Below are 20807 nucleotides of genomic sequence, written 5' to 3' on the forward strand. Positions count from 1 at the left end.
TTTAATTGAACGAAGGACGCTCCTTGTTGATGAGGGGCGTCCTTCTGTTTTTAGTTACTTTGGAACTGTGGTTGCTTTCCTATTTCGCGTCGGCCCAGGTTATGCCGGTGCTGGCTTCGGCGATGAGGGGTACGCGGAGGTCTACGACGTGCTCCATGACGTCGCGGACCATGGCGGTCAGGCGCTCGACTTCGTCGACGGGGCACTCAAAGTCCAGTTCGTCGTGCACTTGCAAGATCATGTGGGCGGCAAAGCCCTCTTCTTCCAGGCGGCGGCTTACGCGGGCCATGGCGATCTTGATGATGTCGGCCGCAGTGCCCTGCATGGGATGGTTCATGGCCGTGCGCTCGCCAAAGCCGCGGAGCTGTGGGTTTTTAGCCTTGAGCTCCGGAATATGACGCCGGCGACCGTACATGGTCTCGGCGTAGCCCGTCTGCTTGGCGCGCGCCACCACGTTGTCGAGGAACGTGCGCACGCCCGGGTAGGCCTCGTAGTAGCGATCGATCATGCCACGCGCCTCGGCCATCGAGATGTGCAGCGACTGCGACAGACCGTACGCCTGCTGACCATACACAATGCCAAAATTCACGGCCTTGGCGCGACTGCGCAGGTCGGGCGTTACCTCGGACACGGAAACGCCAAACACGCGCGCGGCCGTCTCGGCATGGAAGTCCTCGCCCTCGTTAAAGGCGCGCACCAGGTGCTCGTCACCCGAGAGATGCGCGAGTAGACGCAGCTCGATCTGCGAGTAGTCCACCGCCAAAAAGACGCTGCCCTCGCCTGCCGAAAACGCCGTCTTAACGGTACGGCCCAGCTCAGAGCGCGTCGGGATGTTCTGCAGGTTCGGGTCGCTCGAGGACAGGCGACCCGTTGCCGTGATGGTCTGGTTGTACGTGGTGTGCACGCGACCGTCACCACGGCGCAGCGGACCTAGCGTGTCCAGATAGGTCGACTTAATCTTGGACTTCTCACGCCAGTCCAGAATCAGGCGCACGATTTCGTGGTCGCGCGCAAGGTCGCTCAGCACCTTGGCGTTGGTCGAATAGTACCCGCGCTTGGTCTTTTTGAGGCCCTTGGTCGGAAGCCCCATAACGTCAAAGAGCACGTGCGAGAGCTGCATGGGACTGCCGATGTTAAACGTCTCATCACCTGCCAGGTCGCGAATGCTGCGCTCGACCTCGGTGATCTGGGTCGCCAGGCCCTCGGACAGGCTGCGCAGCCGGTCGGGATCTACGAGCATGCCCGCGCGCTCCATCTTGGCAAGCACCGGCACGAGCGGCATCTCAATGCCATCGAACACGTTGGCAGCGTTCTCGCGGGCCATGCGGTCGCGAAGCGGCGCCACGAGTTCCAGCGTCAACGCCGCGGTACGGGCAGCAGGAGCAGGAGCGTCCTCGCCAGCACCATCCGCACCGCGCGCCGCAGGCAGCGCCATCTGCAGATAGGTATCGGCCAGATATGCCTCGTCAAACTCGGAACGGTCGGAATCCAACAGGTACGCGGCAACCACGGTATCAAAGATGCGCACGGAATCGACTGCCAGCGGGTCCATAAGCTCGGGCTCAGAAGAATCGATGGGCGAAAGCTCATGCAGCAACGCCTTCATGTCCGGGCTCGCCACGCGGCCCTCCATAAACAGGCGCGCGAGCACGCCAGCGATAACGCCGTGGGCAGAATTGAAGCCCTCGACAGCGGCAGGCGTGCCGTCATCGGCTTCCTCGAGCGCAAAGAGCCCCTTGGGCGTCGCCAGCCACAGCGTACGCGTCAGGCCAAAGAGCGCACCCTCCTCCTTGTCATCGTCCACCACGGCGGCGACCCACTCGCCCGCATCAATCGCGCGAGAGATCTCGGCCGCCACAGCAGCAAGTGCCTCAGCGTCGCCGGCGGCGGCACGCGAAACCGCGGGTATCTCGAACGCGCTGGCAGCGGGCACGACCCCGCCCTCGCCGCCAATCAGCGCCAGGAAGCGGTTCTGCATGGCCGTAATGCCAAGTGAGCCCAGCGCCGCGGACACCTCATCGGCAGAAAACGATGGGAAGGACGTCGCGTCAAAGTCGAGCTCGACAGGTGCATCGGTGCGGATGGTCGCAACCTTGCGGCTCAGCAGCGCATCGTCGATGTGTGCACGCAGGTTCTCGCCCATCTTGCCCTTGACCTCGTCAGCATGCGCAATGACCTCGTCCAAGCTGCCGTACTGCGCGATGAGCGCGCTCGCCTTTTTGGGGCCGATGCCCGGTACGCCGGGAATGTTGTCCGACGTATCGCCCTTCAGACCGTAAAAATCGGGCACAAGCGCCGGCGTAATGCCGTGATACAGGTCGTCCACGCTCTCGGGCGTCATGATCGCCACGTCGGACAGGCCCTTGCGAGTCGAGACCACGTTGACGTGCTCGGTCACAAGCTGATACATGTCACGGTCGCCGGTCACCAGCAGCATGTCGCAGCCGGCCTCCTCACCCAGGCGCGCCATGGTTCCCAGGATATCGTCGCCTTCCCAACCCTCGGACTGCAGAATTGGCACGTTGATCGCCGTGAGCAGCTCCTTAATCATGGGAAACTGCGCATGCAGATCGGGGTCCATGGGCGGGCGCTGCGCCTTATACTGCGGCAGCATCTCCATGCGCACGCGCGGCTTGCCCTTGTCAAACGCCACGACCACACCGTCGGGGCTAAAGGCATCGATCATCTTAAGAAACATGTTCAGAAAGCCAAAGATCGCGTTGGTGGGGCGACCGTCCGGCGCGTTCATGGTCGGCGGCACGGCGTGGAAGGCGCGGTGCATGAGCGAGTTGCCGTCGATAACGGCAAAGGTGCGGCGCTTGTCAGACATATTGAATACCTCGCTTTGGACTGGACACGGTTTGCTCACCCCAGTTTACACGCTCCCCGCCCCGCGGCCACCGCACATCAAGCTCCCCCGCCACCGTGAGCCCGCGCGTGATACGATGGCTCACGGTACTACAACCAGCACGACCAATCCGAAAGGAGCCTGCGTCATGGAGCGTCCCTGCGCATGGAAAAAGTACACGCCAAAGCAAATCGAGGAGCTCGAGGAGCTTTGCCGCGGCTATAAGCAGTTTTTGAGCGAGAACAAGACCGAGCGCCTGTGCGTCAAGACCGGCATCAAGATGGCCGAGGAGGCGGGATACGTCGACCTGGAGACCGTGATCGCCGAAGGCCGCGAGCTCAAGGCAGGCGACAAGGTGTACGCCGCCAACCATGGCAAGGATCTTATGCTCGTCAACCTGGGCACCGCCCCGCTCGAGCAGGGCTTTAACATCCTGGGTGCCCACGTGGACTCGCCGCGCCTGGACCTCAAGCAGAATCCCGCGTTCGAAGCCGGCGACATGGCCTACCTCGACACGCACTACTACGGTGGCGTCAAGAGCTACCACTGGGTGGCCTCCCCGCTCGCACTCGTGGGCGTCATCTGCAAAAAGGACGGCACCACCGTCGACATCAACATCGGCGACAAGGCCGACGATCCGGTCTTTACCATCTCCGACCTGCTGATCCACCTCTCGAGCGAGCAGATGTCCAAGCCCGCCAAGGACGCCGTCGACGCCGAGATCCTCGACGTGATCGTGGGCGGCCGTCCCGTAAAATTTGACGAGGACGACAAGGACGCCCCCACCGAGCCCGTCAAGCAGATGTTCCTGGATATCCTCAAGGAGCAGTACGACGTCGAGGAGGAGGACTTCCTCTCCGCCGAAATCGAGGTCGTGCCCGCCGGCCCCGCCCGCGACATGGGCCTCGACCGCTCCATGATTTTGGGCTATGGCCACGACGACCGCGTCTGCGCCTACCCCTCCATGCTCGCCCAGATCAATGTGGCCAACGTGGAGCGCACGAGCATCACGCTCATCGTCGACAAGGAGGAGATTGGCTCCGTGGGAGCCACCGGCATGACAAGCCGCTTCTTCGAGAACACCGTCGCCGAGATCATGACGCTCGCCGGCGAGGGCAGCCCGCTGGCCCTGCGCCGCGCACTCGCCCGCAGCCGCATGCTCTCCTCTGACGTATCCGCCGGCTTCGACCCGGGCTACGCCGGCAAGTTCGAGACCAAGAATGCAGCCTTTATGGGTCGCGGCCTGTGCTTTAACAAGTACACGGGCAGCCGCGGCAAGGGCGGTTCCAACGACGCCGACGCCGAGTATATGGCCCTCATCCGCGACATTATGGACGAGGCCGGCGTGGACTTCCAGACCTGCGAGCTCGGTCGCGTCAACGCGGGCGGCGGCGGCACCATCGCCTACATCATGGCCAAGTACGGCATGAACGTCATCGACTCCGGCGTTGCCGTCCTGTCCATGCACGCCCTGTGGGAGGTCGCCAACAAGGCCGATATCTACGAGGCCTATCGCGGCTACAAGGCCTTCCTCGAGCGCGCATAATCAACCCTTCATCAGTTGCGGTGAGATACGGACTAAACTGGCCCATAAACGGCCAAAACAGACCGTATTACACCGCAACTTCCTTTTTGGCAGAGGAGAGTCCATGCTGCAGGTCATCATTTCGCCCGCCAAGCAGATGCGCGCGGCCCAAGATGCTTTTGAAGTCCTGGGCATTCCACCTTTTGTGCGCGAGACGGCTCGCCTCCACCGCGCACTGCTAGATATCGAGCGGAATGAAGGCAGCGGCAGCCTGCAGGCGCTGTGGAACGTGAGTGACAAACTGCTGGGGCCCTGCCTCAACACCCTGCATGAGTTTGAGCCCATCTTGCAAAGCGGCGATCTCGACAATCCCGCACTCGCCCGTCACCTCTCCCCTGCCGTCATGTCCTATCACGGCATTCAATACCAAAGCATGGCGCCCGAGGTGATGGATTCCGCACAGCTCGCATGGCTGCAAGACCATCTGTGGATCCTCTCGGGCCTTTACGGATGCGTACGCCCCTTTCATGCCGTTGAACCGTATCGGCTGGAGATGGGCGCGAAGCTTGCCGTCGACGACGCCCGAGACCTCTACGCGTTTTGGGGCGACAAGCTCGCACGGGTCATCGCTCCGGCAGGCTCCAACGCCACGATCGTCAACCTCGCCAGCGCGGAATACGCCAAAGCCGTTCTGACCCGTCTCACCACCGACGCCACGGTCGTCACATGTCTCTTTGGCGAAGGCATCCGCAACGGCAAGCCCATCCAACGCTCGACCGCCAGCAAAAAAGCGCGCGGCTCCATGGTGCGCTGGATGGCAGAAAACAAGTTCGAGGATGTAAGCGGGCTCACCGCGTTCGACGTTGGTTATCGTTACTTTCCCGAGCTTTCAAATAAAAACACTTTGGTCTTCCTGAACGAACAGGCCTTGTAGGACTACCACTACTTTTGAATGTGCTGCCTAGGCACGGCGTCTATTCCGCCAGGCCGTCGGCTTTTGCAATCTCGCTCGTCGAGCCATCCTGGTAGGTAACCTTAACGTGCTCCACCTCGGACGCCTCAACACCCGACGGAGGCTCCAGGCGCCATTCCGTCAGGGCTATATCCATGGTCGTGGGTACATCCCCCTGATCTTTGAGCTCGACCGACAGCGTCCTAAGCGACGCATCGAAGGTCACACGCTCGATCTCTTCACCAGGAATGGAACCACCGCTCAGCTGCAGTTGCACAAACTTGTCGCGCGGATACCAATAGTCGCCCGGCGCGGCAACGGTATTGCCACCCGCGACCTTCGCCGTCATAATCGGCAGGCTATCGTCCGCCTCAAACGTCCAGGAAACTCCTCCACGCCCGCCAAATGTCCAGATACAACAGGCAATCACCATCACGACAAGAATCGCGAAACCAATTGCGACCAGCCCATGATGGGCGCGGCTCTCCTCGGCCGACACATCCCACTGCGTCTCTCGATACAGATGCTTGTCTTCCATGTTCGCCTCCCCGCGGGCATGCTCGTCGCGTCAATCGTACCCATTCGAGCTATACTTGAGCCCACCACATAAACGGGGAGCTTGCAGGACAAGACGGCAGGCTGAGACTGGGCGCGCCCGCCCTGACCCGCAAACCTGATATGGGTAATGCCAACGAAGGGAGCCGTGCCAATGAGCACACAGACCGAGCCCAAGCTCGTCACGCAAATCGACTTCGCCCGCGCCGGGCAAATCACACCGCAGATGAAGGAGGTTGCCGAGCGCGAGCATCGCGACCCCGAGTACATCCGCGAGCGCGTGGCCGACGGCCGCATCGCCATTCCCGCCAATATCGTGCATATCAAAAAGGGCATGCGTGCCTTTGGCGTCGGCGAGGGCCTGTCTACCAAGGTCAACGTCAACCTGGGCATCTCGGGCGACAAGGCCGATGCCGCTGAGGAATGGAAGAAGGTCAAGATCGCCGAGGACTTTGGCGCCGACGCCATCATGGACCTCTCCAACTCGGGCAAGACGCGCCAATTCCGCCAGCAGCTCATCGACGAGACGCCGCTCATGGTGGGCACCGTCCCCATGTACGACGCCATCGGCTACATGGAAAAGCCGCTTGTCAAGCTTACCAAGGACGACCTGTTCGAGGTCGTGCGCGCGCACGCCGAGGACGGCGTGGACTTTATGACCATCCACTGCGGCATCAATAAGTCGGTCACCAAAACCTTTAAGGAGACCGGCCGTCTCATGAACATCGTCAGCCGCGGCGGCTCACTGCTGTTTGGCTGGATGGAGGTCACCGGCAACGAGAACCCCTTCTACGAGTACTTTGACGAGCTGCTCGAAATCTGCCACGAGTACGACGTGACGATTTCGCTCGGCGACTCCTGCCGCCCGGGCTGCCTCTACGACTCCAACGACGCCACCGAGACCGCCGAGATGATCGAGCTGGGCAAGCTGTGCAAGCGCGCTTGGGCCGCCGGCGTCCAGGTCATGGTCGAGGGCCCGGGTCACATGGCGCTCGACGAGATCGCCGCCAACATGAAACTGCAGAAGCGCCTGTGCCACAACGCCCCGTTCTACGTGCTCGGGCCGCTGGTGACCGATATCGGCGTGGGCTACGACCACATCACCGCAGCCATCGGTGGCGCCATCTCCGCGAGCTCGGGTGCCGACTTTTTGTGCTACGTGACACCGGCAGAGCACCTATGCCTGCCTAACGCCCAGGATGTGCTCGACGGCCTCATGGCCACCAAGATTGCCGCACACGCCGCCGACATCGCCAAAAAGGTGCCCCACGCCCGCGACATGGACGACAAGATGGGCCAGGCACGCCGCAAGCTCGACTGGGACGCCATGTGGAAGTGCGCGCTCGACCCGGTCACCGGCAAGAAGCGCTACGAGGAATCCCCTGCTGCCACCGAGGGCACCTGCACCATGTGCGGCAAGATGTGCGCCGTCCGCACCGTCAACAAGGTGTTCGAGGGCACGACGATCGACCTCGGCATGGAGGACTAACTCGTCACCGGACCCATAATCGGCCACAAGGCGTTCGTCAATTGTTGACGTGTGAACATTTTCTTACTTTTACGTAAAGATTGCACCACCCGCCCGGGATCGGCATACAGCCGGCCCGGGCAACTTTATAATGTGGGCAGGAGACCCATTTGAATCCGACCGAACAAGGGAGCGAACATGGATCGCAGCAAGGTACCAGCCGTTCTATCCATCGCAGGATCCGATTCCAGCGGCGGTGCCGGCATTCAGGCCGACATCAAGACCATCACGGCGCACCGCCTGTATGCCGAGACGGTCATCACGGCCATCACCGCACAGAACACCCTAGGCGTCACCGCCGTGCAGAACATCTCCCCGGATATTGTCGCGGCGCAAATCGATGCCGTTTTTGACGATATCCGCCCCAGTGCCGTCAAGATCGGCATGGTTTCTTCTGCCGAGATTATCGAAGTCATAGCCGACCGCCTGAGCGCCTGGGACGCACAAAATATCGTCGTCGACCCCGTCATGGTCGCCACTTCGGGTGCTCGTCTCATCGCCGAGGACGCCGCCGAAGCGCTTACACGCCGCCTGTTCCCGCTGGCGACCGTCATCACGCCCAATATTCCCGAGGCCATGGCGCTGCTCGACTACGAGGTCGATTCCGAGCGCACACAGCAAAACGCTGCCATGCTCCTCACCCGCCGCTTTGGCTGCGCGTCCCTCGTTAAGGGCGGGCATTTTGTCAACGAGGCCAACGATGTGCTAGCAGAGCCCGCGCCGCTCGATGACGAGGGCAACCACCTGGGCGATCCGCTCACCACGTGGTTCCGCCACAAGCGCATCGAGACCGACAACACGCATGGTACCGGCTGTACGCTTTCGTCCGCCATCGCCTGCGCGCTGGCCCAGGGCATGGATCTTGCCGATGCCGTCAACGCCGGCAAGGCCTACCTAACCGGCGCTCTCGCCGCCGGCCTGAACATGGGCAAGGGCTCCGGCCCCGTCAACCACATGTGGCAGTACTAAAAAGCCAGCAGCCAAAACCACCGCACAAACCACCGCAAAGGCGCCTGTCCCTTTGTGGTGGTTTGGGGTCGCGCTACTGACCGAGCATCTCTTGGAGCTTGGCTGCCACGGCGTGGCCCAGGTTCTCATGGCTTTCGGGCATCATGTGCAGATAATCGATATCGCCCGGCTCGGCAAAATCGGCGGCATTCAAAAAGTCGCAGCCAAACTGCTCAGCGACATACGCATAGTATTCGGCAAAATGCTCCGAGGCCTCGACGGAACGCTCGTCAAAGTCGGTCATGTACACATCGGCGATCTGCGGTTTAATCTTGATAGGCGCCATCAGCAGAATGCGCGGGCAGGGCGCAGCGTCGGTCCACGGGAACGCGCGGACGGCGCGAATCAGCGCCATGGCGCCACGGGCGATATCGGAAGCTGTCACGTTAAAGACCGTCTTGCAGTCGTTGGTGCCCAGCATGATCACAATGGCGTCCAGCGGCTTATGGGCCTCGAGCAGCATCGGCAACGCGCGGATGCCGTTGAGATTAGTGTCCAGATGACACATATCGTCGCGCACCGTTGTGCGGCCGTTTAGGCCTTCCTCAATCACATGCCAGCCCTCGCCCAGGTCGCGCTGGGCCACGCCGCACCAGCGCACATCGTGCGCATAGCGCACCGCGGTGCCATCGCGCATGCCCGCCGGATCGTAGCCATAGGTATTGCTGTCACCAAAGCACAGGACGTTTTTCATCGCAAACCCCTCCTTCAGCAAAAAGCCGACGGGAGCAGCCCCTCCCGCCGGCTCGACCTATCTGTCAGCGCGCACCGATTACAGATACTTGCGCCAGTCGTCATCATCCTCGTCGTCCTCGGCAGCGGCATGAGCCTGCTCGGCGGCACGGGCGGCCGCGGCACGGGCGGCAACCTGGGCATAGGACTCCTCGTTGCGCTCGGGGAAGCTTGCCAGCACGTGCTCGAACTTGGCAAAATCCTCGTCCCAGCGCGTAGAGGGCACGGCAAAGAAGACCTGCTTGACCTTAAAGTCGCCCGATGCGAGCTCCTTGCGGAAGAGCTCGGCCACGGCCTCGGCGTCAAAGCCGTTGTTGTCACAGCCCCAGGCGCCCAGCACGAGCTTCTCGCGACCAAGCTCGTCGCAGATGGCCAGCACAAAGCGGATACGATCGCGCAGGGCGTCCAGCAGGGCATCGTCACCCACGCGATACTCCTGGCGAGCGCGCTTGGCGTTGGGCGCAGCGGCAACGATCACGTCGGCGTACGCATGCACGTGGTTACGGTCGAAGCGCACCGCAGGCACCACCAGCGCGCGGTTGCGGTACAGCTCACAGTTGATGTTGCGGCGACGGTTCTCGCCGTACCATTTGCGCTGCTTATCGAGCACATTGTACAGATACGAATCGGCACAGAGCGTGGCCTCCTGACCCAGATAGCCCTGGATGTAGCCACCGCCCGGGTTGGTGAACGAGGCAAAGGCGAGCACGGCCATGTCGCAGAACTGCGCGTAGCCTCGGCCGTTATCCAGAATGGCCTGCGTGGCAGAGGCGTCGAGCACGGTGACCTCGGGCAGGACCGGAGCGGGCTCCTCGGCAGCAGGCGCGGGCTCGGTCTCCGTGGCTTCCTCTGCGGGCACAGGCTCGGCCACGACCTCGGTCTCGGCAGGCGCAACCTCGGCGGACTCAGACTCATCGGCAACCTGCTCTTCGGCAGCAGCCACCTGGGCCTTAGCCTTCATCGCCGCGACAAATCCGGCAGGCATGCCCTCGAACTCGCGCACGCCGGCAAGCGAGCGCTCGATATCCTTTGCGCACGCTTCGGACACAGTCGCCACGTGACGCTCGGCGGCCTTGGCACGGGCCTCGCGCTTGGGATTGGGCTGTCCCGCGCGGTTGGGTCTACGGTTACGGTTCCTGTTGTCGACGTCTGCCATAAGTGGTCACCTTTCTCGGTCGCTGCCGCTATCGGCTTTTCCCATCCATGATACCCCGCCGCGTACAAAAAAGGCGGCCCCGAAGGACCGCCTTTCGCATCGATTTGCGCGCGGCAAGCACCGCTGCAATCTGGCACTAGTCGCGACGACCAAGGATGTTCAGGATGCGCAGGAACACGTTGATAATGTCCACGAACAGGTTGGACGCCATGAGCACGGCGTTGGGCAGCGTGGGCGGCACCGTCGTGGCCACATAGGTGTCGTAGCCAATAAAGCCGGCGAACACCACAATCACGATCAGGTCGGTGATGGTCTGCGAGACGCCCATGAACATCAGCACGATCTCGACCAGAATCGTGGCAAGCAGAATGCCAAAACCAATGCCATACACACGCTGGAAGAATTTGGGGAAGGTCACGCCCAGTGCGCCAAAGACAAAGGTGATGGCGGCAGTGGCGATAAAGGCGGTGTTGATGGTGGGCAGGTCGTAGTTGGCAAGGCCAAACGACGCGGTCAGACCAAAGGTGCTCGCAAAGATCGCGTAACCCGCGAGCGACAGGCCCACGGACTGCTTGCTGGCGGCGGCCGACATCATGACGATGCCGACAATGGTCAGGATAAACGAGCCAAAGACCAGCGGCAGGGCGGCGCCACTCATCATCATGCGCGCAAACGACATGGTGCCCGTAAAGTAGGCACCAGCGCCCATAGCGCAAAAACCCAAAAAGATCAGGGCAGACATGGCAAGGTTGTACGCGCGCGGCGACATCTCCTTGGCACGGCTTGCGCCGGTCTCGATGGGGCCGTTCTGATAGCCCTGGATATCGTTCATAATTTCGTCCTTTCAAAAAGCGCCGCGACAGCGCCGTAGGTGACAAGATTCCTGCCATTGTACCCGAATGGCGCGCGCTCTTACCCGCGGCGCTCACTCTCGAGTGTGCGGTCGAACGCCCACACCCACCACCGCATCAGATGAGCCTGCGAGCCATCCGGTCGCTCACGCGCCTGGTCTTCCAGATACAGCTCGGTCGTATGTCCGCCAAAACGAACCTTATAGGTTGCCGTACGAATGCCGTGAACCGTCAGGCCAAAACCGGTAGACGAGACAATCTCGTCAATCGTAAAGCAGCGACCGTCGACCCAGCAGACGGTAACCGGCACAACTTGTCCGCCCGCGAGGATGCGGGCCACGACGTCCACATACTGCTTGTGCACGCGCCGAGTTTTGCCATCTGTCTGTCGATATTCCATGCCCCTATTATCGAACGCATGTTTGCATATTGTAAAGCGAACAGACTGTGGTTTTGGGGTGTCGGAGCGAGCGCACGTGTCCTCACGGCGTGTTAGCAAAAAGAACACCCGCGGTCAACAGGGCTAATATTCAATTTTAGTGCCAAAAAATTCACTTCTCCCGTCAGAACTCGGTAAAGAAACCCGCAGGAGGTGATACGATTTATCATGTTTTTGTAACGTTTCTGCAAACTTCGAGAAAGCCCATATATGGACGTAACGTTCTCAGCCTTCCTCGGCCAACTTGTTTCGAACCCAGTCCTTGCCGTCACCGTGTTCCTCGCGCTCGGCGCCATCTTCGTTAACGGATGGACCGACGCGCCCAACGCCATCGCGACCTGTGTCACCACGCGTTGCATGCCCGCCCGCGCCGCCATTCTCATGAGTGCCGCGTTCAACTTTTTGGGCGTGCTCATCATGACGCACTTTAATGCCAGCGTTGCCAACACCATCTCCCATATCGTCGACTTTGGCGGAAACAGCACCATGGCGCTCGCGTGCCTCTGCGCAGCCCTGTTCTCCATCGTCGTCTACGGCGCCACGGCATCGCGTTTTGGCATCCCCACCTCGCAGAGCCACAGCCTCATCGCCGGCCTGACCGGCGCTGCCATCGCCCTCGGCGGCGCCAGCAGCGTCAATGTCCACGAGTGGATGAAGGTCATCTACGGCCTGGCGCTCTCCATCGGTCTGGGCTTTGTCATGGGCTGGGTCCTGTGCAAGCTCGTCTCGATTCTTTTCGCTGCCGCCAACAGGCGACGTGCCAACGTCTTCTTTAAATATGCTCAGATCGCGAGCGCCGCGGCCATGAGCTTTATGCACGGCGCGCAGGATGGACAAAAGTTCATCGGCGTGCTCTTTTTAGGTGTCGCCTTTGCCAACGGACAGACCGGCGTCGGCAACGCCGGCATCCCCATCTGGATCATGCTGCTGTGCTCGGCCACCATGGGCATCGGCACCAGCGTGGGCGGTGAGCGTATCATCAAGTCCGTCGGCCAGAGCATGGTTAAGCTCGAGAAGTATCAGGGCTTCTCTGCCGACCTGGCAGGAGCCGCAAACCTGCTGCTTGCCACGCTCACCGGTATCCCCGTGTCCTCCACGCACATCAAGACCTGCGCCATCATGGGCGTCGGCGCCGTCAAGCGCCTCTCGGCCATCAACTTCGGCGTGGTCAAGGACATGATGTTCACGTGGTTCTTCACCTTCCCCGCCTGTGGACTCATCAGCTTTGTTATGGCCAGGCTGTTCATGATGTTCCTCTAGTCAAACCGAATGTCCATCCGGACCGCATTACCTCGCCCACCCGTCTTCGCCCCGAAAGGATCACTCATGGCAAAGAAACCCGATTCGTTCTACTTTGACAACTACGTCGCCTGCGCCGACTTCGCCGTTCAGGCAGCCGAGCTGCTCACCAAGATTTTTGAGAACTTTGACCCCGCGCAGATCCACGACATGCTCGAGAAGATGCATGCGATTGAGCATGCAGCAGACAAGAAGCACCATGAGCTCGAAGACGCCCTGCTCACGGCCTTTATCACCCCGCTTGAGCGCGAGGACCTTAACCTCATGAGCTGCTCGCTCGATACCGTGCTCGACCGTATTGAGGGCGTCGTGCAGCGCCTCTACTTCACCAACATCCAGAGCATCCACCCTGATGCCATCGTGATCGCCCACAAGGTGACCGACGCCTGCCGCGCCATGAAGGACCTGATGGTCGAGTTGCCCAACTACCGCAAGTCCAAAACGCTGCGCGAGCTCGTCATTCAGATCAACACCATCGAGTCCGAGGCCGACGAACTCTACATCAACGCCATGCGTAACCTGCACGTCAACGGCAAGGACCCGCTCGAGGTCATCGCCTGGCGTGACGTGTACGCCTTCTTGGAGTACTGTGCCGACTGCTGCGAGAATGTGGCCGATGTCGTGGATTCGATTGTCATGAAGAACAGTTAATTGGGGGTACGTATCCCACCGGTCGCGGGCCCGGCCACTGATAGCCTTTTTCACTCCGGCTGCAAGCAGAGTCGTTCAAAAGGTTATCAGTGGTCGGGCCCGCTCCCTTATGTACCACCATTGGGAACTTTGGCTGATAGTTAGAGCGCAATGGGGGTTTGGCCGAGGGGCCCTTTAGTACCCAATTGAGCACTTTGGCATTCGGTGGGCGTTTGGGTTGAAGGAGCTTTGGGTACCCTTTGTTTTACTTTGGGTTGTTTTGCTGACTTTGGAGGGTTTGGTTATGGGGTATTTGGATCTGGCTCGGTCTCGGTATTCTTGTCGTTTGTTTGAGGATCGTTCTGTTGAGCAGGCTGTGGTGGATACCATTGTTGAGGCTGGGCGCATTGCTCCTTCTGCTTGCAATAATCATCCAACCCGTGTGATGGTGTTGGATACGCCTGAGCTTCTGGAAAAGGCAGCTGCTTGTCAGCCTCGGTTTGCTCGTGATGGGTCCATCTTTGGCGCTCCGCTCATCTTCCTCGTTTGCAGCGTTACCAACGATGCTTGGGTGCGTCCCTATGACCAGATGAACTCCAGCGCTATCGACACCTCGATTGTTTGCGATCAGATGATGATGGAGGCCGAGGAACAGGGCCTGGGAACGTGCTGGGTATGCCATTTTAAGCCTGAGCTAGCCCGCGAGCAGTTCAACCTGCCCGAGGGCGTTTATCCCCACCACATGCTCGTCTGCGGCTATCCCGCCGACCATATCGCCGACCCCGAGCATCGCGAGGCCCGCACCATTCCCCTATCCAATTTCCTCCTCAAGTAGTTTTTGGCCCATGCCCTAAAATCTACCTTTTACCGCTCAAACGTTCGCCGAGTTCTGCCCTATCGCACGCAGAGCTCGGCGTTTTGTTTCCCAACCCGTATACAGCTACAAAAAAGGAGCTCGCAAGCGCGAGCTCCTTTTAAGGGGCTAGATTGTAGTTTTAGCGCTAGTCCAGGTCGTCCGCGGCAAAGTTGTCAATCGGGGCGAAGGGGTCGGCCACGGGGACAACCGGATCAGCGACAGGCAGCGGCTCGGCGGCAGGCATGGTCACGGCAGGAGAAGCCGCAGAACCGACCGGCGTAGAAGCCAGCAGATCGGCCGGGAAGGAATTCTGAGCATCGTCCATAAAGTGCTGAATGAGCTTGAGATACTCGGCCTTGAACTCCTCGCGGGAAGCCTTCAGACGGTCAATCTCCTCGAGCTCGGCCTGCTTCTCGGTCAGGGCCTGACGGATGACCTCGCGGGCCTTGGCGTCGGCCTCGTTGCGGATGCGGTCAGCATTCTCGTTAGCGTCGTTGACAATCGCCTCGGCGGTCTGCTGAGCCGCAATGAGAGCGGCGGAAATCTGACGCTCCTGAGCGGAGAAATCGGGAGCGGGAGTAGCGACAGGGGCAGCCTGAGCGGCAGAATCCTGGGCCTGCGCAAGCTGAGCCTGCGTATCGGCAAGCTGCTGCTCGGTGGCGGTCAGGCGACCCTTAAGATCAACGATCTTGGCAAGCATAGCGTCGACCTCGGAGGACAGGGTCTCCAGGAAGACGTCGACCTCGGCGGGATCGTAGCCGCGCTTGGCCTCAGAGAAGGTCTGAGCCTGGATGTCAGCAGGGGTAATAGCCATAACAAGTTCTCCTTTATCATCGCCTTGGCGCTAAGCGCCCGACATAGGTTACTGAGCCAGTCCTATACGAGTATACCTATAAGTAGCTGCAGAATGAGCTTCTGCACCAACTGCAACGCAATAATCGCAACGACCGGTGAAAAATCGATACCGCCCATCGGCGGCATAAACCGGCGAAACAGGTTGAGCCAAGGGCCGCAAACGCTGTCGAGCACCGCCGCGATATCCTGTAGCAAACCACCCTGCTTCATGGGAATCCACGTCATAAAGCAGTAGACCACAATCAACGTGGAATAAAAATTAAACAGCGTGTTGACAAGCTGAACGATGGTGTAGATGTTGATGGGAATCTCCTCGCCTTGTCTTTACTTGAGATAGCCGTCGGCGCGAAGCTTCTTAAGATCCGAATCCTTGACCTCGCAGCCGGCGGGCAGCACCATAAACACGCGATCGCCCACTTCTTTGACCGAAGCGCCCAGGCCGCAGGCAAAGCCATAGCTAAAGTCCAGGACGCGTTTGGCGACCTCGGTGCGAACGCCCACAAAGATCAGCGCGACAGGCTGCTTGGTACGCACGCGGCGCACGACCGTCTCCACGTCGTCATAACTCTCCGGACGAAGAACGTAGGCCGGCAACTGAGGCGTGGCGTTGATGATATTGCTCGCATAGGCAGAGGTATCGCTCGGCGTTGAAGCAGGAGCGGGCACAGCGGCAGCGCGGACCCGAGCGTTCTCGGCGTAGCTTGACGGCGTGTCATAGGCGCCGGGACGATAACCGCCCGCAGCGGCATCCTGAGAGCGCGAAGGCGGATTGTACGTCGTAGCGTGACGGGAGTCGTCGCCGATCAGTTGACCGGAACGCGTGTACACAGCAACCGACTCGGCCTCTCCGCGGCGTGTCTGCCCCAGCAGTCCATTGCTCGGTTCATCTTGCGTGTAGAAGCCCTCGCCCGAAGCACCGCCGTAGCCGTTGTTCTGATAGCCGTCGTCATAGCCGTCATCGTAACCGTAGTCATCATCCTGGCCATAACCCTGGTCATAACCCTGCTGGCCGCCTAGGTGCATTTTATTTTTAATTTCGTCAAGGAAACCCATGGTTGTGTCCTCTCACGGTCTAATGCAGGCGCTCTGATAATCAGCGCGCACTCCAGGCTCTTATTTTACTTCAAACTCCGGGCTAAATACTACCCTGCCCAGGCGAACAAGCGTCGAGCCTTCCTCAAGGGCGGGCTCAAAGTCCTCGCTCATGCCGCAAGAAAGCTCAGGCAGACACAAATCGGGGTGTGCCGTCTCCAGCTCATCCCTCAACTCACGCAGCCCGGCAAAGGTGCGGCGTGCCACATCCTTATTCCCCCGGGGCGCCATGGTCATAAGCCCCTGCACACAAATTCCCTCAAGTTCCGCAAGCTCGCCGGCGGAGGCACGAACCTCATCGGGCGAAAAGCCGCCCTTGGACTCCTCGCCGCTTACATTGACCTCGATCAGCACATGCTGAGGACCGGCAAGCTCGCCCGCCTCAATCTTGCGGACGGCACGGCTCGAGATAGCCTGCGCCAAATGAAGCGACCCCACCGAATGAATCAGCTCGGCCGCACCCAGCACCGCATTGATCTTGTTGGTCTGAAGATTACCGATCATATCGAAGCGCACCTCGGGCAGCTCCGGATGCTCCGCCAGCCCCGCAAGCTTGCGAACAAGCTCCTGCGGACGGTTCTCGGCAAAATGACGATACCCTGCCTGGATGGCGGCAACGGTCTCATCGACGCCAACGGTCTTGGAGACGGCAATCAGACGTGCGGCATTGTGTGGACGCCCCGCGCGATCGAGTGCGGCATAAAAGCGTTCGAGAATCTGCTCGCGGCGAGCGCGCATCACGTTCAAATAATTATCCATTGCCAATCGCCTCCGCTAACAGCCATACAAGTAGTCCCATGCTAACGCAAGAGCGCGGCCCTGCATGTGCAAGGCCGCGCTCACTTAGGTATTTACAATCTTTCGACGAACGGAGCTACCCTACTCCTCGTCATCCTCGGTATCGTCCTCGTCCTCGAGGTGCTCGAGCAGGTAGCGAAGACCCTCGCTCACCTCGTTAGCGGGCACCTTGGCAACAAAGCGCGCATCGACAGCGGGCCTCATGATGACGCCCTCGCCCGAAGGTACGCGCATGCTCTCGAGCTCATCCTCGTCCGTACGGGCGATATCGCCGGCGTTCATGCGCTGGCCGGTCAAAAGGAAGGTCAGACGGCAGGCGGCATCGATGGAAATCGAGGCGATGCGATCGAGGTAGCGCGAAACCATGATGGCGCGGCGCAGATCGTCATAGTTGCTGTCGTCGTCCATAAACTCGCCCGCGTCCATGCGGTTGAAGGTACGGAAGAACTTCTCATAGGCCGCATGCACCGGCTCGTCCTCGACGGCCAGGTTGCAGATGATGGACATGTCGTTGGTGACGAGCGCGGAAAGCGACGAGCCCAGCACCTGGTATACGGCTTCGGCCTCGGCCTCAACCGTACCGACGAGCTCCTGGGGCAGCGAGATATCGGCCTTGACCATATGACGCGTGGCGCGGCAGATCTGGCGAACCTTATCGGTCATGCGCTGCAGGTTAAAGTCGACGTAGATGATCGTCTGCAGCAAGCGGAAGTCGGAGGCGACCGGCGACTGTGTAGCGATCAGGTTGTAGCACACGGCCTCCAGGTTGGCGCAGCGCGCGTCAATCGAAAGCGTGCGCTTCTTGGTCTTGGTGGCGAGCTTGCGGTCGTCGGTCACATAGGCCTTCACGGCGTCGTGAAGAGCCAGGTCTACAGCCTCGTAGATGCTCAACATCTCGTGACGAGCCTCGACGAGCTGACGGGAAAACAGTTTGCGCATGGTTCACTCCAATCAGTTGGGTGCGGTCATGCCGCCCGCACAGTGAATACGCACCGGACCAGGTCCGATCGGCTTGGGACTAGTCGCACCGATCAGCCAAAGCGGCCGGTGATATAGTCTTCCGTCCGCGAATCCACCGGGCTGGTGAAGATCGCGTCGGTTTGACCATACTCGATGAGCGTGGCGGGCTCGCCGGCAACCTCCTGCAAGAAGAAGGCGGTGTAGTCGCTAATGCGAGCTGCCTGCTGCATTGAATGTGTGACGATGATGATCGTCATCTCGGGCGCCAGCTCGGCCATCAGATCCTCGACCTTGGAGACGGACGTGGGGTCGATGGCGGAGCAGGGCTCGTCCATCAGAAGGACATCGGGCTGCACCGCGAGCACACGCGCGATGCACAGACGCTGCTGCTGACCGCCCGAAAGCGCCAAACCATCCTTGTTGAGCTGATTGGATACCTCTTTCCAGAGGTTGGCGCGCTTGAGCGATTCTTCCACGATGTCATCGAGGTCGCTTTTGCTAGTCACGCCCTGCAGACGAGGGCCAAAAGCAACATTCTCGTAGATGGATTTAGGGAACGGGTTGGGCTGCTGAAAAATCATGCCCACGCGGCGGCGAAGGTCGACCGGGTCGACGCCCTCGGCATAGATATCGTTGCCGTCGAGCGTCATGGTGCCCTCGACGCGCGTGCCCTCGATAAGGTCGTTCATACGGTTGATACAGCGCAAAAACGTCGATTTGCCGCAGCCCGAAGGGCCGATAAACGAGGTAATGGCGTTTTTGGCGATGTTGAGGTCGAGCCCCGTCAGCGCATGAAAGTCACCGTACCAAAAGTTGAAATCCTTGGCCGTGATGGCCGCTTGCTCCAGCGTGGGAGCGGACTGATAGACGGACATGGGACTCCTTAACTAGCGGCGTTTGCGCGACAGATAACGCGCAAACAGGTTGAAGGCCAGAATAATCGCCATCAGCAAAAGCGCGGTGCCGTAGGCTGCGTTCATGTTGATGCCGTCATTGGCAAGCAGATAAAGGTGAACGGTCATGGGGCGACCGGAATCGAGCGGCGAAATAGGCAGGTTGATGGCCTGGCCCATGGTGTAGAGCACCACGGCGGTCTCGCCGATGGCGCGGCCGATGGCAAGTACGATGCCGGTGGCGATGCGGCCAAAAGCCGAAGGAAGCACGATCTTGGAGACGACCTGCCACTTGGTGGCACCCAGGCCATATGCGCCCCAACGGATATAGCGCGGAACGGCGCGGATTGCCTCCTCGGTGGTACGCATGACAATGGGCAGCATCAGAAGTGCGAGCGCCAGGGCGGCCGAAACCATCGAAAGACCCAGGCCCATGGCCTCGACAAACAAGGCGTAGCCAAAAAGGCCCATAACAATGGAGGGCACCGAGGCCAGGGCATCGGCAGCATAGCGAATGATGTCGACAACCTTGCCCTGCTTGGCATACTCGGCCAGATAGACCGCAGCCAAGACGGCAACCGGCGTGCAGATGAGCATGGCGAGCGCCGTCACGTAGACGGTCGAGACGATAGTGGGCCAAATGCCGCCCTCGGCGTTTACTCCCTGCGGCCAGCCAAAGATAAAGTCGAGCGAGATGTGCGGCAGACCGTTGATAACTACGTAGGCGATGATGGCGACCAGCACCAGCGTGGTGATATAGGCCGCAGCGCGAAACACGCCGAGCATAATCTTGTTGGACAGATCCTTGTTGATGCGGCCCTTCTTACCATGGGAAAGGGCACGCTTGATGCGTTCGCGCGACGAGGTCGTATCGACCGTCGTGTCAACGGAATCGGACATAGCCTACCCCCTCTTCTTCTTGGAAATCAGACGGACGATGCCCACCAATGCGGCGGAAATGATAAACAGGACCACGCCCATGCCAAACAGAGCCGAGCGGTGCAGGCCCGAGGAATAGCTCATGTCGAGCGCGATCTGGCTCGTGAGCGTCGAGATGGGGCTCGAGATGCTGTCCGGGATGACCGGAGCGTTGCCAACGACCATGAGCACGGCCATGGTCTCACCGATGGCACGACCCATGCCCAAGACAATCGCATCGACGATGCCCAACTTGGCTGCAGGCAGCACGACCTTGTAGATGGTCTGCCACTTGGTGGCACCCATGGCATAGGATGCCTCGCGAATACCCATGGGAATGGAATTGAGGGCATCGATGGTGAGCGTGGTGATGGTGGGAACGATCATGATGGCGAGCACGAACCACGCTGTCAGCGCACCAAAGCCAAGACCGCCGGTCAGCTGCGCGATAAACGGACGGATGATGACCATGCCAAAGAAACCGTAGATGATGGAGGGGATACCCGCCAGCAGGTCGACGGCGGGGCTGATGAGACTGCGCACGCGCTTGCCGGCGATCTCGACCAGATACACGGCCGTGCCCACACCCAGGGGCACACCCATGGCGAGCGCACCGACCGTCACCAGACCAGAGCCCGCCAGCAGCGACATGATGCCGTAGTGGCCCTCGGAGGGCGCCCACGTAAAGCTAAAGAAGTCCGCCAGACCGATGTCGGTAAAGACGGGCAGCGCCGAGTACGTGGTAAAGACAAAAATCAGGATGACGGTGACGACCGCCAAGAACGCGCAAGCAAAGAAAATCCACTGCAGCGCCTTCTCTTTGAGATAGGTGCTGCGCGACACCAACGCCAACTCACGCTTTTTGGGCGCCTGAGCCTCTCGCTCAATCTGGGGGGTTTCCTGCGCTTCCAT

The 20807-nt window shown here is 60.3% G+C and carries 21 protein-coding genes; 7 read left to right on the plus strand and 14 right to left on the minus strand.

The genetic code is table 11. The features are described from left to right. Positions 1-79 precede the first annotated feature (79 nt). Complete coding sequence (polA, locus tag ACQQ92_RS03435) at positions 80-2830, minus strand: DNA polymerase I (RefSeq protein ID WP_427795800.1); 2751 nt, start codon at positions 2828-2830, stop codon at positions 80-82. Between the two features lie 166 nt (positions 2831-2996). On the opposite strand from polA, the gene ACQQ92_RS03440 reads away from it, so the two are divergent. After that, complete coding sequence (locus ACQQ92_RS03440; protein ID WP_427795801.1) at positions 2997-4394, plus strand: aminopeptidase; 1398 nt, start codon at positions 2997-2999, stop codon at positions 4392-4394. Positions 4395-4497: 103 nt separating this feature from the next. Further along, positions 4498-5307: a YaaA family protein gene (locus tag ACQQ92_RS03445; RefSeq protein WP_427795802.1), complete on the plus strand. Its 810-nt coding sequence runs from the start codon at positions 4498-4500 to the stop codon at positions 5305-5307. A 40-nt stretch (positions 5308-5347) separates the two neighbouring features. Here ACQQ92_RS03445 and ACQQ92_RS03450 read toward each other — a convergent pair whose 3' ends face one another. After that, on the minus strand, positions 5348-5863 hold the full coding sequence (locus tag ACQQ92_RS03450) for a hypothetical protein (protein WP_154515290.1): 516 nt from the start codon (positions 5861-5863) through the stop codon (positions 5348-5350). A 171-nt stretch (positions 5864-6034) separates the two neighbouring features. On the opposite strand from ACQQ92_RS03450, the gene thiC reads away from it, so the two are divergent. Both thiC and thiD read left to right on the plus strand, forming a co-directional pair. After that, on the plus strand, positions 6035-7369 hold the full coding sequence (gene thiC / locus ACQQ92_RS03455) for a phosphomethylpyrimidine synthase ThiC (protein WP_099431544.1): 1335 nt from the start codon (positions 6035-6037) through the stop codon (positions 7367-7369). Between the two features lie 177 nt (positions 7370-7546). Continuing rightward, positions 7547-8377 (plus strand): bifunctional hydroxymethylpyrimidine kinase/phosphomethylpyrimidine kinase, encoded by an 831-nt coding sequence (gene thiD, locus ACQQ92_RS03460; RefSeq protein WP_427719233.1) that lies wholly within the window; start codon positions 7547-7549, stop codon positions 8375-8377. Between the two features lie 73 nt (positions 8378-8450). Here the strand turns inward: thiD and ACQQ92_RS03465 are convergent, their stop codons facing one another. The 4 genes from ACQQ92_RS03465 to ACQQ92_RS03480 all read right to left on the minus strand — a co-directional run bounded on the left by ACQQ92_RS03465 (position 8451) and on the right by ACQQ92_RS03480 (position 11519). After that, positions 8451-9110, minus strand: a complete 660-nt coding sequence (locus tag ACQQ92_RS03465; protein WP_427794726.1) for an SGNH/GDSL hydrolase family protein — start codon at positions 9108-9110, stop codon at positions 8451-8453. A gap of 78 nt (positions 9111-9188) precedes the next feature. After that, on the minus strand, positions 9189-10304 hold the full coding sequence (locus ACQQ92_RS03470) for a TIGR02452 family protein (RefSeq protein ID WP_427795803.1): 1116 nt from the start codon (positions 10302-10304) through the stop codon (positions 9189-9191). A gap of 136 nt (positions 10305-10440) precedes the next feature. Then, complete coding sequence (locus ACQQ92_RS03475; RefSeq protein ID WP_154515280.1) at positions 10441-11136, minus strand: Bax inhibitor-1 family protein; 696 nt, start codon at positions 11134-11136, stop codon at positions 10441-10443. An 80-nt stretch (positions 11137-11216) separates the two neighbouring features. Beyond that, positions 11217-11519: a hypothetical protein gene (locus ACQQ92_RS03480; protein ID WP_195838523.1), complete on the minus strand. Its 303-nt coding sequence runs from the start codon at positions 11517-11519 to the stop codon at positions 11217-11219. Between the two features lie 285 nt (positions 11520-11804). On the opposite strand from ACQQ92_RS03480, the gene ACQQ92_RS03485 reads away from it, so the two are divergent. The 3 genes from ACQQ92_RS03485 (at position 11805) to ACQQ92_RS03495 (ending at position 14358) form a co-directional block, all read left to right on the plus strand. Further along, positions 11805-12854 (plus strand): inorganic phosphate transporter, encoded by a 1050-nt coding sequence (locus ACQQ92_RS03485; RefSeq protein WP_154515276.1) that lies wholly within the window; start codon positions 11805-11807, stop codon positions 12852-12854. 66 nt (positions 12855-12920) lie between these two features. Beyond that, positions 12921-13544 carry a DUF47 domain-containing protein gene (locus ACQQ92_RS03490; RefSeq protein WP_427719219.1) on the plus strand — a complete coding sequence of 208 codons (624 nt, stop codon included), beginning with the start codon at positions 12921-12923 and terminating at the stop codon, positions 13542-13544. Positions 13545-13827: 283 nt separating this feature from the next. After that, a complete protein-coding gene (locus ACQQ92_RS03495) occupies positions 13828-14358 on the plus strand; it encodes a nitroreductase family protein (RefSeq protein ID WP_427795804.1) in 531 nt (176 codons plus the stop codon). Positions 14359-14524: 166 nt separating this feature from the next. Here the strand turns inward: ACQQ92_RS03495 and ACQQ92_RS03500 are convergent, their stop codons facing one another. The 8 genes from ACQQ92_RS03500 to pstC form a co-directional block, all read right to left on the minus strand. Next, a complete protein-coding gene (locus ACQQ92_RS03500; RefSeq protein WP_154515270.1) occupies positions 14525-15193 on the minus strand; it encodes a DivIVA domain-containing protein in 669 nt (222 codons plus the stop codon). A gap of 62 nt (positions 15194-15255) precedes the next feature. Beyond that, positions 15256-15543, minus strand: a complete 288-nt coding sequence (locus ACQQ92_RS03505) for a YggT family protein (protein ID WP_427727642.1) — start codon at positions 15541-15543, stop codon at positions 15256-15258. A gap of 15 nt (positions 15544-15558) precedes the next feature. Then, positions 15559-16287, minus strand: coding sequence for a cell division protein SepF (locus ACQQ92_RS03510; RefSeq protein WP_427727608.1), 729 nt, complete (start codon positions 16285-16287; stop codon positions 15559-15561). A gap of 60 nt (positions 16288-16347) precedes the next feature. After that, on the minus strand, positions 16348-17085 hold the full coding sequence (locus tag ACQQ92_RS03515; protein WP_427727610.1) for a YggS family pyridoxal phosphate-dependent enzyme: 738 nt from the start codon (positions 17083-17085) through the stop codon (positions 16348-16350). A gap of 120 nt (positions 17086-17205) precedes the next feature. Then, the gene (locus ACQQ92_RS03520; RefSeq protein WP_427719211.1) at positions 17206-18063 is read right to left on the minus strand and encodes a phosphate signaling complex PhoU family protein; all 858 of its coding nucleotides are present in this window, start codon (positions 18061-18063) and stop codon (positions 17206-17208) included. A gap of 92 nt (positions 18064-18155) precedes the next feature. Next, entirely contained in the window at positions 18156-18959 is an 804-nt protein-coding gene (gene pstB / locus ACQQ92_RS03525; protein ID WP_089571588.1) for a phosphate ABC transporter ATP-binding protein PstB, read from the minus strand. 12 nt (positions 18960-18971) lie between these two features. Further along, positions 18972-19877, minus strand: coding sequence for a phosphate ABC transporter permease PstA (gene pstA / locus ACQQ92_RS03530; protein WP_427727613.1), 906 nt, complete (start codon positions 19875-19877; stop codon positions 18972-18974). 3 nt (positions 19878-19880) lie between these two features. Further along, positions 19881-20807, minus strand: a complete 927-nt coding sequence (gene pstC, locus ACQQ92_RS03535; RefSeq protein ID WP_427719203.1) for a phosphate ABC transporter permease subunit PstC — start codon at positions 20805-20807, stop codon at positions 19881-19883.

The organism is Collinsella sp. SGI.241 (assembly GCF_050312955.1).
Classification (GTDB): Bacteria; Actinomycetota; Coriobacteriia; order Coriobacteriales; family Coriobacteriaceae; genus Collinsella.